The organism is Acinetobacter sp. ANC 4648 (assembly GCF_002135345.1).
In the GTDB taxonomy this organism is placed as follows: domain Bacteria; phylum Pseudomonadota; class Gammaproteobacteria; order Pseudomonadales; family Moraxellaceae; genus Acinetobacter.
In genome coordinates, this window is sequence record NZ_NEGI01000008.1 from 70,713 (window position 1) to 87,871 (window position 17,159).

Annotated in this window: 13 protein-coding genes; 9 read left to right on the plus strand and 4 right to left on the minus strand. The window is 35.7% G+C overall.

The genetic code is table 11. The features are described 5' to 3' along the window. Positions 1–15: 15 nt before the first annotated feature. The gene (locus B9T27_RS13200) at positions 16–729 is read left to right on the plus strand and encodes a response regulator (RefSeq protein ID WP_416224408.1); all 714 of its coding nucleotides are present in this window, start codon (positions 16–18) and stop codon (positions 727–729) included. Between the two features lie 145 nt (positions 730–874). On the opposite strand, the gene B9T27_RS13205 is transcribed toward B9T27_RS13200, so the two are convergent. Next, positions 875–2,062, minus strand: a complete 1,188-nt coding sequence (locus B9T27_RS13205; RefSeq protein ID WP_086207278.1) for a heparin lyase I family protein — start codon at positions 2,060–2,062, stop codon at positions 875–877. 818 nt (positions 2,063–2,880) lie between these two features. Here B9T27_RS13205 and B9T27_RS13210 point away from each other — a divergent pair. From B9T27_RS13210 to B9T27_RS13245, 8 genes are all read left to right on the plus strand, one after another. After that, the gene (locus tag B9T27_RS13210; RefSeq protein WP_086207279.1) at positions 2,881–3,888 is read left to right on the plus strand and encodes an HlyD family efflux transporter periplasmic adaptor subunit; all 1,008 of its coding nucleotides are present in this window, start codon (positions 2,881–2,883) and stop codon (positions 3,886–3,888) included. A 4-nt stretch (positions 3,889–3,892) separates the two neighbouring features. Next, positions 3,893–5,680: an ATP-binding cassette domain-containing protein gene (locus tag B9T27_RS13215; RefSeq protein WP_086207280.1), complete on the plus strand. Its 1,788-nt coding sequence runs from the start codon at positions 3,893–3,895 to the stop codon at positions 5,678–5,680. Continuing rightward, positions 5,677–6,798 carry an ABC transporter permease gene (locus B9T27_RS13220; RefSeq protein WP_086207281.1) on the plus strand — a complete coding sequence of 374 codons (1,122 nt, stop codon included), beginning with the start codon at positions 5,677–5,679 and terminating at the stop codon, positions 6,796–6,798. Before B9T27_RS13215 ends, B9T27_RS13220 begins: the two co-directional genes overlap by 4 nt. Positions 6,799–6,802: 4 nt before the next feature. Next, on the plus strand, positions 6,803–7,918 hold the full coding sequence (locus tag B9T27_RS13225) for an ABC transporter permease (protein WP_086207282.1): 1,116 nt from the start codon (positions 6,803–6,805) through the stop codon (positions 7,916–7,918). A 446-nt stretch (positions 7,919–8,364) separates the two neighbouring features. Beyond that, a complete protein-coding gene (locus B9T27_RS13230; RefSeq protein ID WP_086207283.1) occupies positions 8,365–8,826 on the plus strand; it encodes a spore coat U domain-containing protein in 462 nt (153 codons plus the stop codon). A gap of 43 nt (positions 8,827–8,869) precedes the next feature. Next, complete coding sequence (locus tag B9T27_RS13235) at positions 8,870–9,619, plus strand: molecular chaperone (protein WP_228146219.1); 750 nt, start codon at positions 8,870–8,872, stop codon at positions 9,617–9,619. Positions 9,620–9,662: 43 nt separating this feature from the next. Continuing rightward, the gene (locus tag B9T27_RS13240; protein WP_086207284.1) at positions 9,663–11,996 is read left to right on the plus strand and encodes a fimbria/pilus outer membrane usher protein; all 2,334 of its coding nucleotides are present in this window, start codon (positions 9,663–9,665) and stop codon (positions 11,994–11,996) included. Then, positions 11,987–12,973 (plus strand): spore coat U domain-containing protein, encoded by a 987-nt coding sequence (locus B9T27_RS13245; protein WP_086207285.1) that lies wholly within the window; start codon positions 11,987–11,989, stop codon positions 12,971–12,973. The genes B9T27_RS13240 and B9T27_RS13245 overlap by 10 nt, the downstream gene beginning before the upstream one ends. A 24-nt stretch (positions 12,974–12,997) precedes the next feature. On the opposite strand, the gene B9T27_RS13250 is transcribed toward B9T27_RS13245, so the two are convergent. The 3 genes from B9T27_RS13250 to B9T27_RS13260 form a co-directional block, all read right to left on the minus strand. Further along, positions 12,998–13,468, minus strand: a complete 471-nt coding sequence (locus B9T27_RS13250; protein ID WP_086207286.1) for a spore coat U domain-containing protein — start codon at positions 13,466–13,468, stop codon at positions 12,998–13,000. Between the two features lie 786 nt (positions 13,469–14,254). Beyond that, positions 14,255–15,850: an alkyl/aryl-sulfatase gene (locus B9T27_RS13255; protein ID WP_086207287.1), complete on the minus strand. Its 1,596-nt coding sequence runs from the start codon at positions 15,848–15,850 to the stop codon at positions 14,255–14,257. 123 nt (positions 15,851–15,973) lie between these two features. Beyond that, complete coding sequence (locus tag B9T27_RS13260; protein WP_086207288.1) at positions 15,974–17,098, minus strand: NAD(P)-dependent alcohol dehydrogenase; 1,125 nt, start codon at positions 17,096–17,098, stop codon at positions 15,974–15,976. Between the last annotated feature and the right edge of the window lie 61 nt (positions 17,099–17,159).

The window sequence follows — 17,159 nt, forward strand, 5'->3', positions numbered from 1 at the left end:
GAGAAATAAAGCATGATGAAAAGTCTTGATATGTCGAGCAATGCTGTCAATATATTAATCATTGATGATGAAACTCAAATTCGTAAATTTTTAGATATTGCCTTACGTGCTCAAGGATATAAGACCATTTTGGCAGAAACTGGACAACAGGGTCTAGAAACGCTTGCTTTACATGGTGCAGATTTGGTTATTTTGGACTTAGGATTGCCCGATCTAGATGGACAAGAGGTATTAAAAGAGCTACGTGTATGGTCACAAGTTCCCGTGATTATACTTTCCGTTCGTTCGAGTGAAGAAGAAAAAGTCGCACTTTTAGATGCTGGGGCAAATGACTATGTGACTAAACCGTTTAACGTGCAAGAACTCATGGCACGTATTCGAGTAATGCTAAGAAATATACCAACTCAAGTTGAATCAGCTATTTTTGATGATGGATTTCTCCGAATTAATTTTGCACAGCGTCAAGTTTTTATAGAAAATCAACTGCTGGCTTTAACGCGAAAAGAATTTCAATTATTAATGTTACTCGCGCAACATAGTGGACAACTTATTACTCAACCCCAAATTTTAAAAGAATTGTGGGGCCCAACACATCAGGAAGATACACATTATTTACGTATTTTAGTGGCAAAATTACGCAGTAAGTTAAGTGATGATGCAATTCATCCTAAATATATTATGACGGAATCAGGGGTAGGATTAAGGTTTATCGGTCGAATTAATGAATAACTCGCTGTACTGTTATTGTCGAGCGATTCGTCTTGTAAACTCCTGATAAAGAAAATGGAGCTTAAAAGCTCCATTTTTAATTGAAAGTATATCTATGCTCAAATATTTTTAAGTTTTAAATGTTTATGCAACACAATCAATGCAACTAATTAAGATCCTTGATCACCACATCTTTATGAAAGACCTCAATAGGTTGTCCTCCTATGGGGCGGTTCAGAAGAGCACCTTCTCTCCAGCTTGATCTATATATTCCCATTTGGAAATAGGGCGGCCATGCTTGATGATAGTTATTTTCTCCAGAAATTCTAGCGACTTCTTTATCATTATGTTTCACCACAATTAAACCTGGAATCAATTGATTATTAGCATCTAACTGCGACCATTGAATATCAAAATTCCAATTATTCCATTGATCATAAGTTACGGGCACATCAAGGATATAACGAGTTAACACTGTTTCTGGTACATCTAAAGGCGAAGATAGTGGCTTTAAATGATAGACATGGAGCTGCCATTCAGGTTTTTCCCCATTTAGGACGAATGCAATAGGTGGGTTTAGATTTTTATTGTTTAAACTATACCCATGCCATTGGGCTAAAATTGTTCCATATTTAAAAATTGGCCATGTAGAGGGAACGTAGTGGGAAACTGAATAATTATAATGCCCCCATTTGAACTGCTTTCTCTGGATTTCTGCTCTATAAGATTGACCATCATCAGGAACTATAAATTTGGCAACATTCTGATCACTACCCGCAGGATCTTTGACAATCTCTGCTGAACTACGATTTTCCATATTCAGTGCCATTGCACTCCATGTGTAGTCATTCGCGTTAACATTTTCCTTATCTACATTGATTTTCCCTGTCCAAAAACCATCACGGAACACGACTTTACCCAATTCAGTAGGTGGTTGAGTGCTTTGTTTTTCAACAACTTGTATAGATACAACACTGATTGGACTATCTAGTTCACCGTCATTGACGATCAAACTAATTTCATAGTTGCCAACAGTATCAGGAATGAAATTAAAAGTTTGCGTATTGGTTGATCCTATAGCAGGAAAACTATTTTCAGGCTTTGACTTGACTGACCATTGATATGTGAGAGTACTCGAACGATCATCAGTACTTTCAGAACTATCCAATACAATGGAAGATCCGACCACGACGATTATAGGTATAGCAGTGTTTTTTGATTGAATGATTGCAACAGGCGCTATATTCGTAGCTTTGTTTGGTGGTATTTCATTTGAAATACCTTCACTCTCTCCACCACATGCTGTAAGCCCTAAAAGTATAGAAAATATTAAAGAATATTTAATTTTTTTCATGTAAATTCATTCTCATTATCAGTACTAGATTAATTCAGTGTCTTATCTAGAGAGTTCCTTCAAAATACAAATTTGAGAGGAGAAATCTCATCATTCAATACAAAAAAATTACTAAAGTTATACTGAGAATTATACTAATATTGTAAATAATTTGTTTGTTTTTCAGTTACTAATCAGTACAGTATATTTATAATTGAATAAATTTTATCTAAATATTGAACATCTTTATTCTAAAAATTGAGAAGAATTATATGCGTGCTACTCGGCAGAATCACGTTCCTCCAATAAGCTGCATGTATATGCTATATATATTTGCAATATTTACCATTAAATAAAGAGTCTACTGACAAGTTTTGAAACACTATAGCAATTGTTGGCCCTTATCTAAACTAAGCTTTAATAATAGAAATAGGGCAGATTACCTACTTACTTCTCTTGTTTTGGAGTGGAATTTAACTCCGCCAAAACAAAACTTAGAGATATGTAAAATGTAGCATTTGATTTAATATTTTCTCACCCCTATTATTTTATGAAGAATAAAGGTATTAAAACACGATTAACTTTTTATCAAAATAAAGAAGACAAGAACCAGCTAGAAATATAAATATTAAAAATTTAAGTTAACTTTTTACTTAAACTATTAATACTTTAATTACTTTTCTCGTATTCAACTTGTTTGATTCCACCTTGGTTTAACTATTTATAAATTCAGATCAAATTGTTTACAGAATAAAGCATATCTTTTTACAAAGACTCAATTTACATTGAACTTAAACTATATTTTTACTGAAAATATAATTAACAAAGGATCAGTAAGTATGAAAAAATTAGTGATCGCAGGAATTGTGATAATTATTTTATTAATCGCTGGTTTTTTTATATGGCAATATTATAAAAAAGAGAGTTCTGATAACGTACTCACGTTATATGGAAATATTGATATTCGGCAAGTTTCACTGGCATTTTCCGAAGTTGGACGAATACAATATTTAAATGTTCAAGAAGGTGATCAGGTAAAAAAAGACCAAATACTGGGTCAACTGGACACTACTGTATTACAATTTCAGGCAGCACAAGCAAAAGCTCAAGTAGATGTACAGCAACAAATAATTTTAGAACAAAAAATAGGTGCAAGACCAGAAGAAATTACCCAAGCACGTGCTCAGTTAAATTCTGCAGAAGCAAGCTTATTAAAAGCACAGGAAGATTATTCACGGTTACAAATTTTGGATAAAAATACGGAGGGAAAAGCATTAAGTAAGCAAGAATTAGATTTAGTAAAAAGCAATCAACGTGCATCAGAAGCGGCAGTTAAAGAGCGTAAAGCCAATTTAGATTTAATTCTAAAAGGTGCTAGAAAAGAAGATCGTAACGCTGCGGTTGCTCAATATAATGCTTTAAAGGCCAATTTGGAACTTTTAGAATATCGTGTGGCACAAGGTATCTTACGCTCGCCTGTAGATGCTATTGTTCGGGCTCGTTTGCAAGAGCCTGGAGATATGACCAACCCACAGAATGCGGTATATACACTTGCATTAATTTCACCTAAATGGGCACGTATTTATCCTGATGAAAGTGATTTGGGTCGAATACAAATGGGCATGCAGGCACAAGTTTACAACGATACCAAACCTGATCAGCCAATCAGTGGAAAAGTGGGTTATATATCCTCAGTTGCAGAATTTACACCAAAGACGGTGCAAACAGATGAGCTTAGAACTCATTTAGTTTATGAAGTTCGAGTATATCTAAATGACTCAGTAGATCAACTCAAAATGGGACAGCCGATCACTGTCAAAATCAATGCACCTTTAAAGAGTGATTAAGGCTATGCCCAACAATAAACATGTTGTGATCGCTAGTGACTTGCTTATGGAGTTTGCTACTGATAAAAAACAAAAAACAAAAATAATAGCGCTAGATCATCTAAATCTTAAAATTGATGCTGGTGAAATTATTGCCTTCGTTGGTCCAGATGGTGCTGGTAAAACCACCTTGTTACGCTTAATTGCTGGTTTATATACCGCAACTTCTGGCAGTTTAACGGTATTAGAGACTGATGTATTCAACGATCCTCAATCTGTTCAAAATCGTATTAGTTATATGCCACAACGCTTTGGTCTATATGAAGATTTAAGTGTCATGGAAAACATACAACTTTATGCTGACTTACATGGCGTACCTAAACATATCAGAAAAGAAAGATTTGATCGATTACTTAAAATTACTGATTTAAACCAGTTTACTGAACGTATTGCAGGCAAGCTATCAGGTGGAATGAAACAAAAATTAGGCTTAGCATGTACTTTGGTTCGGTCACCAGAATTATTATTACTTGATGAACCTAGCGTTGGTGTCGATCCACTTTCTCGTCGAGATTTATGGGGGATTATTGAACAACTGGTTCGTGAAGAACAACTTAGTGTTATTATTAGCACAGCGTATATGGATGAAGCTGAGCGATGTGCTGAGGTGTATATTTTATATGAGGGTCGAATACTGGCTCAAGGTACACCACAACAATTAACCATAAAAGCTGAAGGTTTGACTTGGGAGGTTAAGCCACCAGAGTATATTCAAGCCAGAAAAGTACAAGCAAAATTACTTGAAAATACTGCGTTAATTGCAGATGCTGTACCCAAAGGCAATACGGTCAGATTTATCACTAAAGCTCAATATAAACATATTCCTGCAAATATTCTATCTGATGAGGCATTAGCTAAACCAAGAAAACCCGAACTTGAAGATGCCTTTATGCTGTTATTACATCAGGCAAAATCTAACTTAGAAATACAACAAAATCAAATAGCAAAAGTTGAAATCGTTTCAGAAGACAATCCATCAAAAAATATGGATAAAGCTGTAATTATTGTTCAAGATTTAGTGAGAAAGTTTGGAAATTTTACGGCAGTTGCAAATGTATCATTTGAAGTAAAAAGAGGTGAAATATTTGGCTTATTAGGCCCAAATGGTGCTGGCAAAACGACAACTTTTCGAATGCTATGCGGACTATTACCAGCGACCAGCGGTTTTTTAGAAGTTGCGGGGCTAAATCTACGAACTGCACGCGCTGAGGCACGTGCCCGTATAGGCTATGTTTCACAAAAATTTGCTTTGTATAGCAGTCTCACGGTACAGGAAAATTTACATTTTTTTGGTGGGGCTTATGGTCTAAGAGGTCAAAAACTTAAAAGACATATTGAAGCTGCATTACAGCAATTTAACTTAAACCCACATGACAAAAGTGGTGATTTACCCGGTGGCTATAAACAGCGTTTATCTATGGCTGTTGCACTAATACATCAACCAGAAATTGTATTTTTAGACGAACCAACCAGTGGAATAGATCCACTCGCTCGACGTTTATTTTGGTACACCATTGGTGAACTAGCCGATAAAGGCATCACGATTATTGTCACTACTCACTTTATGGAAGAAGCCGAATATTGTGATCGGATTGCCATCCAAGACGCGGGTAAATTATTGGCTTTAGGTACACCAGCACAAGTCCGACAACAAGCAGGACTTGAAAATGCATGTGATATGAATAGTGCCTTTATTGCAATTGTAGAAAATGCACGTGCCATTAATCAAAAGAATAAAGAGGTTGTGGAATGAAACAATCCTTTCTGCGCTTAATTGCACTCATTCGGAAAGAAACACGGCAACTGTTACGAGATAAAAGTAATTTAGCTGTAGGATTAATCTTACCCATTATTCTAATTTTATTATTTGGTTATGGATTGTCTTTTGATTTAACCAACGCGCGAGTCGCAGTGGTTGTAGAACAGCACTCACCACAAGCCAATACATTATTATCAGGAATACAAGACACAAAATATCTTAAAATAGAGCAATTTAATTCATTCGATGCTGCTAAAAGAGCCTTATTAAAAAATGAAAACGATGCAATTTTAACGATTCCACCAAATTATGCTCAAAGCTTAAGTCAAGGCAATGCACATCTACAACTTATACTCAATGGTGCTAATCCTAGTATTGCAACGGCATTACAAGGATATGTTGCTGGTGCAGTTTCAACGTCATTGAATATACAAGCAGATCGTCATATAGCTGTACCAATCCTTGGCACAGTCAGCATAGAACAGCGCTTGTGGTTTAATGAATCTGGCAATAGTACTTGGTTTCTTGTACCCGGATTAATCGTTTTAATTTTAACGCTCATTGGAGCATTTTTAACTGCTTTATTAATTGCGAAAGAACGAGAAAGGGGAACCCTCGAAGCAATTTTTGTCACACCTGTACGACCGATAGAACTAGTGATCGCAAAACTTGTTCCATACATTGTAGTGGGTACGATTGATTTAATCATTTGTTTGCTGGCCGCACATTTCATCTTTGATGTTCCTATTCGGGGATCTATCTTGGCTGTTTTTACAGCATCTTTTCTTTATCTGATCGTCTCTTTAGCACTCGGGTTAGCAATTTCAGGAATTGCTTCAAGTCAATTTTTAGCCAGCCAAGTTGCACTAATCGCAAGTTTTATGCCAGCTTTAATGTTATCTGGGTTTGTATTTGATACACGAAATTTACCTATTTTCATACAAATCGTCAGTCAAATATTGCCCGCCACTCATTTCATGACCTTAATTAAAACGCTTTTTTTAGCAGGAAATGATTGGACACTCTTCTTTAAGGAATGTGGGATTTTATTATTTTATGCAATCTTTTTAATCAATGCTTCACGAATATTTTTAAGAAAAAAATTAAGGTAAGACTATGAATAGCATCATGGCATGGTTTAAACATATAATATTTCTTATTCAAAAGGAATTTTTAGCAATTTTTAAAGAACCTGCTAATCGAGTGATTCTATTTGCACCTGCATTATTACAAGCATTATTATTTGGTTATGCTGCAACCTATGATGTGAATCATGTTGATTATGCAATTCTTGATCAAAGTAATGGTGCGGCCTCACATGAGTTAATATCGCATTTAGAGGGATCAGGATTTTTTAGAAGGACTGCAACGCTTAATTCAGCCAATCAGATTGCTAATGTTGTTAGTAAGGGTACAGCATTAGCCGTGATTTCTATACCTCCAGATTTTGAAAATAAATTAAATAAAAATCAAATCTCTCCTATTCAACTTATTTTAGATGGTCGAAACTCATCTACTGCTGGAGTAGCAGCATCCTATATGGGGGTTATTATTAACAGCTATAATCAAAAATATTTAAAGACTGCTGCACCCATCTCACTCGATACACGCGTTTGGTATAATCCTAACTTAGACTCTCGTTGGGGACTAATGCCACCCCTGATTGCCGCCCTCAGTATGATACAAACGCTTTTGCTCGCAGCACTTTCTGTTGCGCGAGAAAGAGAACAAGGAACATTTGATCAGCTTTTAGTAACACCGTACACCCCAATGCAACTGCTTATTGGCAAAGCATTACCGCCAATTTTTGTGGGCTTAATACAGTCTAGTATTATTTTATTGATTATTTTATTTTGGTTCAAAATTCCAATGCATGGATCATTTGGATTACTTTATTTTGGACTACTGAGTTTTAATATCGCTGTGGTTGGTTTGGGACTTTCTATTTCTGCTATCGCGGTTAATATGCAGCAGGCAATGCTATATACTTTTTTACTGATTATGCCACTGATGTTGCTTTCAGGCTTATTAACGCCTGTTCAAAATATGCCTGCCATTCTAGAGATACTCACTTATGCAAATCCGTTACGATTTGCGATTGATTTGGTTAGACGAGTTTACTTAGAAGGCGCAGTTTTTTCTGATATTGCCTTTGATTTTGTGCCAATGCTGATTATGGCGATAATTACGCTACCTTTAGCGGCTTGGCTGTTTCGTAATCGGCTTTATTAATTGAACCTAAAATTGCTTTATAAAGATGAAACTACAGAGCATATTGCTATTTTTTTGCTTAAAGTTTAATAAATAATCAATAGTAAAACGTGTTTTTTTAAGGAATAAAATGTTCAAGTAGGGTGTTTTTAATACCAATATTTAACTTTCAACATGGCTTAAATATATATCAAAAATACAGATTAATACCCATCTACGACTTTTTAAATCCTCAAGTAGAAGGGGTAATAAAAATTAATAATATGTAAAAGAGTATATAAAACGACTGGCAGAATATTTCAATAAAATTTGTAAAAAAGTCTTGAAAAAATAAAAAAATGTGATATTTTTCACATTATATTTTTTAGTAGTGACATTATTCATCAAACTATTGAAAAATAATAGGCAATTTTTTACATGAAAATTGCTTTTTTAACTATCCAGTTCATTATTTTTTAGGGCGTTATATGAAAAACTTTATCACTGCTGCATTGTTAGCTTCTTCTGGATTATTTGTAGTCAGTCATGCGAATGCTGCTGCAACCGCAAACTTCCAAGTAAAAGTTGAAGTTTTATCAACGTGTGCAATCAATGCTACAGATATTAATTTTGGTAGTGTGAATAGTGGTGTTGCAGCGACTGATAAAACAGGTACTTTAAACGTAACTTGTACTAGTCAGACACCATACAGTGTTGGTTTATCAGGTAGCGGAAAAATGACACATGCAACTGACTCTACGTCTAGTGTTGCGTATCAACTATTTAAAGCGTCTACTGACACAGCACAATGGAATAACGACAATAATAAATATTCTGCAACTGGTTCAGGTAGTGTACAGGCGATTCCTGTAGTTGCTAAAATATCTGGTTCTACAAATGTACGTGCTGGTAACTATGCGGATACAGTCACAGCTACAGTAACGTATTAATTTTTGTTATCCTCAGGATATTCTTAACGAAAAGAGTATCAGCATGAAAAATACAGCAAGCTTATCTTATCTTTTCCACTTGTGTGGTGCAGGAATCTTGGCAGCTAGTATTTCTATGACACAGGCGCAGGCTGCAAGCTTGCAGGTTGCGCCTATTTTACTAGAATTTTCACCACAGGAAAAAGTCAAAGAACTTTGGTTGACCAATACTGGTGATGAGAGTATTCGTGCGCAGGTTAGAGTCAACGCTTGGACACAAAGTAATGACCAAGATGTTTTAACAGCATCTAAAGATTTAATTGCAAGCCCTATGGTACTTAGCATACCTGCGGGACAACGGCAATTGGTTCGATTGATTCGCAATGTCAAAACAGTAAATACTACAGAGCAAGCTTATCGTCTAATCGTAGATGAGCTACCTAATTCAAAAGCTGAAACACAAAGTGGTCTACAATTATTATTAAAATACTCAATTCCTGTTTTTTTTAAGGTCTCAAACAGTAATGATACAAATCAAGGCATAACATCACTGAAAGGTATAAGCTTTAAATACACGCCACACACACTCACAGTCAGCAATCAGTCTGATCATTATAAACGCTTTAGTCAGTTTGCTTATATTGATGCCCAAGGCAAAAAAACGTTGATCCAAATGGGATTAATGGGTTATGTCTTGAGTGGGCAACGTATGCAGTGGAACATTCCAAATCATATAAATGTTAAACCTGATGGGAAGTTTGTCGCTGTAGTCAATATGGATGTTCGTGAACAAGTTCTACCACTATCACCTTGATACAGAATAATCTCTGGGGAGTTTCTGATCATTGAATGTTCAAATGAGTCACTTATTCCTTGCTGGAATAATAGTGATCACTACACCGACAGCATTTGCGGAACAAGATACATCTGATACAAGTAATGCAATTCAACAGGAACTGTATTTGGATGTTGAACTAAATCAGTCGGCACAAACTCAAATCGGTCATTTTTTACAGCAGGGTAGACAGTTATATATTGATACGGCTTCCTTAAAAAATTTCTCAATGATTACTGGTACCGAGCCAATTTTGATTGATCAGATGGCCTATGTTGCGCTTGATCAGATTGTAGGTTTAAGTTATGACTATGATGAAGCAAATCAAAAAATCTCTATTCAAGTTCCTATTACGCTGTTGACGAATCAAAATCAATATGGCTATCAGAATCAGCCTGCAGCAAAAGTTAATCCATCGCAGGAAAAAACGGGTGTCCTACTTAATTACACTGCTTTTGCTCAACAGAATGAGAATATATTTTCGTTAAATAGTTGGAATGAGTTACGTGTTTTTGGTCTACTAGGTGGGGTATTTAGCCTATCTGGAAATTATCAATATCGGGATCATGCCTTTACAGATCATCATATACTGGACACGTATTGGGAAAAAGACTTCCCTGAACAACTACTAAGGCTACGCCTAGGGGATGCACAAAGCAATGCATTATCATGGACACGCTCTACGCGGTTAAGTGGTCTTAGTGTATCGAAAAATTTTGCTTTACAGCCCTATACGGTAACGACTCCTTTAATGAGCTTTAAAGGTCAGGTCGCATTACCTTCACAAGTAGATTTAATCATTAACGGCATAAAGCAGTCGTCACAAAATGTTGTACCTGGGCAGTTCGATATTCAATCAGTGCCTAGTATTACTGGTGTAGGCAATGCACAAATGGTGATTACTGATATTAATGGACAACAACAAGTACTAAACTTTTCTCTATATCGTGCGAATAATCTACTTGCACAAGGCTTAAATGACTGGTCTTTTAATTTAGGTTATCCAAAGTTAAATTATGGCATTTCTTCATTTGATTATGCACAAGATCTTGCCTTTAGTGGCAGCTACCGTTATGGAGTATCGAATACTCTCACCCTTGAAACACACACTGAACTGACCGAACAATTAAAACAGGCGGGAGTGGGTAGCGTTTATCAATTGGGGAAACGTGCAGGACAGATGAATCTCTCGTATGCTTATAGTCGTACGTCTGAGCAACATGGGCAATTATTAAATTTCGGTTATAGCTGGAATTCTGCCTTAATGAGCCTAAATTATAATGGTATGCGACAATTTGGTGAATTTAATGATATTGCTAGCTTGAGTGATGCAGAATTTGCGAGTAAGTCAGATCAATTTTACATGGGATTGAATACCTCAATTGGTCAGTTTGGAAGTAGCTATATTCAGCAAAAATATGCTGAACAGAATAATAAATTTGTATTGCTTAACTGGTCTTACATTTTGCCACAACGTATGAACCTAAATTTAAGTTATAGTCGTGATTTGATTAATAAAGACAATAGTTACTATCTATCATTGAATATTCCTTGGCAAAAACGTAACTCTGCCACTGCATCTGCACAACGTAGCAATAATAACAATCAGTTCGGTATTAATATCATTCATGCTGTCGATCAGGATCAGGGAGGTTTTGGCTGGCAAACTATGGCCAATCGTACAGATCAATACTCACAACTTCAGGGGCAGGTAGACTACCTCGGCCGTTATGGGCAAGCACAGTTTAATGTGCAACATACCGAATCGGGCCAACAAAATAATACGAGTGCATATGCTTCAGTTAACGGCGGACTAGTGATTCTTAAAGATGTGATACTTCCCACACGTTTGAGTAATGGTTCATTCGCCATCGTCTCTACAGATAAAGTTGCGGATGTACCTGTACGGCTTGAAAATCGTTTAATTGGTACAACAAATCGTAAAGGTTATTTGCTACTCGATCGTCTAAATGCATATCAGCATAATAGTGTTGCGGTGGATACCTTAGATTTACCGATTAATTTAAAAATCGAAACAACCCAGCAAGATGTTGTGCCTCGTCAGGCAAGTGGTGTATTTGTTCGTTTTCCAATGTATCAAGTCAAAGCAGTCCAACTACAAGTAGTCGATTATATGGGACAGAACCTAGCAGTCGGTAAAGCTGTTTGGGATACAGAACCAACCATGCAGCAACCGGCTAAGACTATTGTTGCACATGATGGTATGGTGTATTTAGATGATGTAAAAAATAATAAACTGTATATTGGTGATCAGCTGAGTCAATGTCAGGTGAATCTTCCTGATATTTCTGCTCTCAAGGGTTTTAGTGATTTAGGAAAGCTAGTATGTCAATAAAACTTCGATTTGATCTATTTAAAGCATATGTTTATATTAAATCTTTAGCTGGTGCAGGCTTATTATTAATAAGTTGTAGCATGGCGTATTCGTCAGCTTATGCAGAGAGTTGCTGGGTCAGTGGTGGAAATTTGAGCTTAGGGACTGCTAATGCACAAGGCTCGGCAACGGCATCTACCGATATTACCGTAAATTGCAATTCAAACTGGACTCAACCAGTGACATATAAGATGTGTATGGTTGTCGATAGTATTGACCCTTCAGCTAAAGACCCCCGTGCAATGCTTAGCTATGATACCTATCCTGCACCTTTATTAAATTATAACTTATATTATGATGTAGCACGCACACGAAAAATACCACAGTCCGATGCTCAAACCACGGCTCAGTGTCAATCTTTTCAAGTAACAGCAAATACAGGAAGTCCCAGCACATTAATTAAAATGTATGGTCAGGTTCTTGCAGGACAAAATGTGCCTGCGGGTTACTATAAAACCAATAATATGACCATGAAGTTATACTATGCTTATCGTTATGGCTTAGATGCACCGACAGACTTAGAAACTTTAGCGAACCAACATATGGCAACCAACTATATGAACGTCAATTCTAATTATGAAAATAGCTGTTTAATCTTATCGGCTTCAGACATAGATTTTGGTGCAGTAGAGCGGTTTAATAATACATTATCTCGTTCAGGAATAATTCAGTTGGCATGTCCTACCGGTACAAACATGAAGGTAAGTCTAGATAATGGGGTAAATCCATTAGGCTCACAAAGACGTATGAAAAATGCTTTGGGCAGTTATATTCAGTACAATTTATATCAGAATGTAGGGCTCTCGAGTGCTTGGCAGGGTAATGTTTCATATGCTGTTACCAATCAGACCATACCCGTTTATGCCGTAATTCCACCGCAAAATATCAATAGTGTGGGGAAATATTCAGATACTATTACGGTGACCTTAACTTATTAAGCAACTCTAAGTTACTCATAACAATTAATAGGTAATGGTCGCAGTAACTCTATCAGTATATTGACCTGCAGGAACATTCGTATTCGGCACTTTTCCCCAAATCGGAATATTTTGAGGTTGTCCTGTACCATGTTGCGAAAACCGATTTTCTGAGATGTTCCCCCATTCTTTACTCATAGATGCATCTTGATAGAGTCGGTATGGAAGTTTCAAGGATACATCATGTGTATTTTTTAGCGTACCATCACTATTTAAAGCAATATGATACGGTGTGCCATTGGTGCAGGAAACATTCAGACTTCCTGTCGCTTGCACATCTTGTGTATTACGAGAAATGGTACCAAAATCTATATCAGAAGAAGAACTCGTGCCAACATCACAAATTTCGGTGATTTGCATTTTGACTTGAAACTGTGACGACTGACGGTCACTCATGGTATAAGCAGATACTGAGACGATGGCCAAAATTATAAATGAATATTTAATAAGTTTCATTGAATGTGCCTTTATCCAATATTTATAGATAATTATATGATTTTACTTAACTAAGTTGTCCCATCGATAGTTTCAAAATAAATGAACAAATAGTTTGTGGATATGAAAACTATATCCAACATTAATCCTCTATTATAAGTCAAAAAATAAGGTTGATACCATCAGAAATATTTAACTATTTAAATTAAACCATTGGTTTTATTTATATAAAAATAGAGCCATATCTAAAAAACTAGCTTTGATGACAACAATAAGTACGTACTGGGTCATATTCAGAATCTAGACATAGGCAACCATGAAGAAATAGAGCGACTTAAATTGTTTCTTATCAAACTTGATCATCAGATCTAACGGTGAAGATTACTTAGGATTTTGCATAATAAGTATTATGTTCATTAGAGTTGTATTATGAATAAACTTTCATAATACAACTCTAGCTAAAACAAAGCTGTATAGGCTACACTCTTAGATATTCTATTTTATCTAAAACTTATATCTCTAAAATTAAACGACTAGATTCGACTTCGTTGTATTAATATAAAAGATTAATAGGCTTATTCTGGAAGTCAAAGTTATTGAAAAATTGCTGATATGGCATTTCTTTCACAGTTTTAGCACCATTAATAATAGCGATAAAATCAGTTTTGGAAACATTAAAAATAGATTTAGGTCTGGTGAGTTTCACATCCACTTTTTTATAATTCATAACTGAATTTTTAAGCGAAATTTCATATACATCTATATTGTCGATATTGATATAAATAACAGTATCATTCGCATTTACGTTTACAAGTGTTGATAGTTTTTCAAGGAAAGTGTAGACGGTGCTTGCTGTAAAATAGCTGACATATCAATTTTTTTACGGTCATAAGTTGATTTTTCATTGCGTAAATCTTTAGCTGCGCTAATATAAAAATTCCGCCAAGATACCGATTCCGCATCATATCCTAAGGTTAAATAAACCTCGGAAAGTACTTTTTTTGCCGCATCATTGTTAGCATTAACATTTAAAATATGATTCAAAAGCTCTGCTGCCCAGCGGAATTCTTTTTGTTTTTGAGCCTCTAGAGCTGACCTGAGTACAGCATTTTCACCGCCCAATATACTGACGTATTTTAAACTTCGTTGCTTCCTTGGTAGCATGTCTAAATTAGCAGGATTACCATCAAACCATCCAATATAATATTGATAAATTCCTTTTACATTATGTTTGATGCTACCGTAGTAGCCACCTATAGATAGCTGTTTATTTAAATTTTCGGGTAATTTAATTTGTTCTACAATTTCATCTGCCGTGTAACTCTGATTCATCATTTTTAAAGTCTGATCATGTAAAAATTTATAAACATCACGGTGCAAGGCTATAAATTCAGAAATATTCTGATTCCCCCAAACAGGCCAATGATGCTGTGAAACTAACACTTCAGTTCCAGCACGATCATTATAATCTTTAGCTTCATTCAGATATTTTACCCATTTTAAGGTATCTCGAGCTTTTGCACCTCTTAAGGTATATAAATTATGCATCGTATGAGTAATGATTTCTGAACCACAATAGAGTTTTTTGCTTTCAATGCTAAAAGTGAGTTCAGAAGGTGCTTCAGAAGCAGGGACATTAAAGAAGTCAAAGTCAATACCATCCACATTAAGTTTTTGTGAGGGTTGGTCAATTAAAATAGTGGGTTGAACAATTGTTACCGTGCCAAAAGAAAGTCCTTTACCTAATCCACTATCCACCAATTGTTTTTCATTAACATCTAAGTTCATTCCAAACATATAAGCAGCACGTTTACCCATAATTGGGCCGGCCATAATATTTTCACTGGTTGCTGCATCCATAAAACCTGATGGTGCAATAATTGGAATATTTTTATCCTCAAGAAAAGCTTCAACTCCACCAAAATGATCATAGTGATTATGGGTTAAAACAATTGCACTAATTTTTTTATGACCTAATTGTGTCCGTAAGAATTTTAAAGCAGCTTCGGCTGTTTCTTTAGAGGCTAAAGTATCGACAATAATCCAACCTGTTTTACCTTCAATCACGGTAATATTGGCCAAATCAAAACCTCTGAGTTGCCAAACACCATCGGTCACTTTAAATAAGCCAATATTTTGATTTAACTTTGCTTGAGTAAGCAGTTTTGGATTAATTGAATTACCTGCATAATTTTCTAAGAATTTATAATCATCATAAGACCAAATTAATTTACCTTGCTCATCTACTAAGGTGCCATAAGGACGTGCAATAAAGCCACGTTGAGCATTCTGTAAATCTTGCTTTCTTTCTAATTGTGGTACTTTTTGTTCTGCAAGTGCAGCATAAGTAGGGTATGCAAATAAACCCACACTTAAAACAAATAATTTCAGTCCATATTTCATGAAAAAATCCTGATTGAGATAATTAGCTAAACGTGCTTTAAACTGTATTGAAATTTAGGTTTTAACTAAAAAATTGAATCAAAAAAAAGCCATTGCGCTGTAAAGCGCAATGGCTGATTGAAATTAATGCGACTGAGAAATTCGTATAATTGGCTTGAGTGTTATGCCAGTTTGACTATCAATAGCTGCTTGGTTGATATCTTCAAAATTATAAAATTTCACAAGCTTATCAAATGGGAATAAGCCTTTTTGATATAAAGTTACAAGCTCAGGAATAAATGTTTTTGGAACACTACTGCCTTCAACGACACCTACAATTGTTTTTCCACCTAACAAAAGATCGTTTACATCAAATTGAGCCAAGGTTCCTAAAGCTGGAGCGCCTACAATAGCGAGTTTTCCTAATATTCCTAAGGCATCAATACCTTGTTTCAAAATTTCAGGACGACCTGTCGACTCTAAAGCGAAAGCAACACCACCTTCTGTGATGTCTTTAATGGCTTGTACAGAATCTACATTCTTACTGTTAATGACATGTGTTGCACCAAGTTCTTTGGCAAGTTCTAATCGGCTTTCTACAATATCGACGGCAATAATTGTGGTTGCACCACAAATTTTAGCGGCTAAAAGTGCGCTTAAACCTACGGCACCTGCACCAAAGGTGACAAAGCTACTTGCAGGGGTTACTTTTAAGTTATTCATGACAGCACCTGCACCTGTTTGGATGCCACAACCTAAAGGACCAAGTAGTTCTAAAGGCGCATTTTTATCGACTTTAATAGTGTTATTTTCAAGGCTTAGGGCGTAGGTTGAAAATGAAGACTGCGCAAAGAAATGATCGTGAACAGCTTCAGAATTATGTCGACAAATGGCATTTTCACCTTGTGTATCTGCACCGCTAAAGTTCCGCCCAAAAAAATCAATACAGTAGGCGGGATTACCTGAATTACATTGTTTACAAGTACCACAATATCCGTAGCTCAAAACAACATGATCACCCACCGCTAAATCTTTTACAGCACTTCCGATCTCTTCAATAATACCAGCACCTTCATGTCCCAATACAGCAGGTAAAGGAACAGGGTAGTACTGATCTCGAACGATAAGATCGGTGTGGCACATACCTGTCGCAATAATTTTAACCAAAACTTCATTGTCTCTTGGTGGTCTAATTTTTAAGTTTTTTAATTCAAAATCAGCACCTTTTCCTTCAGTAACAGCTGCTTGAATATCAATTAAATCAGTCATGTTTATATCCTTTAAGTTATGTATTCCATATTAAAAATTAGATTAAATTTAAATCTTTTGA

Bases quoted from the DNA above. Each gene is read 5' to 3' on its own strand.
- B9T27_RS13220 (WP_086207281.1), top strand. From the start codon at position 5,677: ATGAAACAATCCTTTCTGCGCTTAATTGCACTCATTCGGAAAGAAACA.
- B9T27_RS13200 (WP_416224408.1), top strand. From the start codon at position 16: ATGAAAAGTCTTGATATGTCGAGCAATGCTGTCAATATATTAATCATT.
- B9T27_RS13230 (WP_086207283.1), top strand. From the start codon at position 8,365: ATGAAAAACTTTATCACTGCTGCATTGTTAGCTTCTTCTGGATTATTT.
- B9T27_RS13205 (WP_086207278.1), bottom strand. From the start codon at position 2,062: ATGAAAAAAATTAAATATTCTTTAATATTTTCTATACTTTTAGGGCTT.
- B9T27_RS13215 (WP_086207280.1), top strand. From the start codon at position 3,893: ATGCCCAACAATAAACATGTTGTGATCGCTAGTGACTTGCTTATGGAG.
- B9T27_RS13260 (WP_086207288.1), bottom strand. From the start codon at position 17,098: ATGACTGATTTAATTGATATTCAAGCAGCTGTTACTGAAGGAAAAGGT.
- B9T27_RS13210 (WP_086207279.1), top strand. From the start codon at position 2,881: ATGAAAAAATTAGTGATCGCAGGAATTGTGATAATTATTTTATTAATC.
- B9T27_RS13225 (WP_086207282.1), top strand. From the start codon at position 6,803: ATGAATAGCATCATGGCATGGTTTAAACATATAATATTTCTTATTCAA.
- B9T27_RS13250 (WP_086207286.1), bottom strand. From the start codon at position 13,468: ATGAAACTTATTAAATATTCATTTATAATTTTGGCCATCGTCTCAGTA.
- B9T27_RS13240 (WP_086207284.1), top strand. From the start codon at position 9,663: ATGAGTCACTTATTCCTTGCTGGAATAATAGTGATCACTACACCGACA.
- B9T27_RS13255 (WP_086207287.1), bottom strand. From the start codon at position 15,850: ATGAAATATGGACTGAAATTATTTGTTTTAAGTGTGGGTTTATTTGCA.
- B9T27_RS13245 (WP_086207285.1), top strand. From the start codon at position 11,987: ATGTCAATAAAACTTCGATTTGATCTATTTAAAGCATATGTTTATATT.
- B9T27_RS13235 (WP_228146219.1), top strand. From the start codon at position 8,870: ATGAAAAATACAGCAAGCTTATCTTATCTTTTCCACTTGTGTGGTGCA.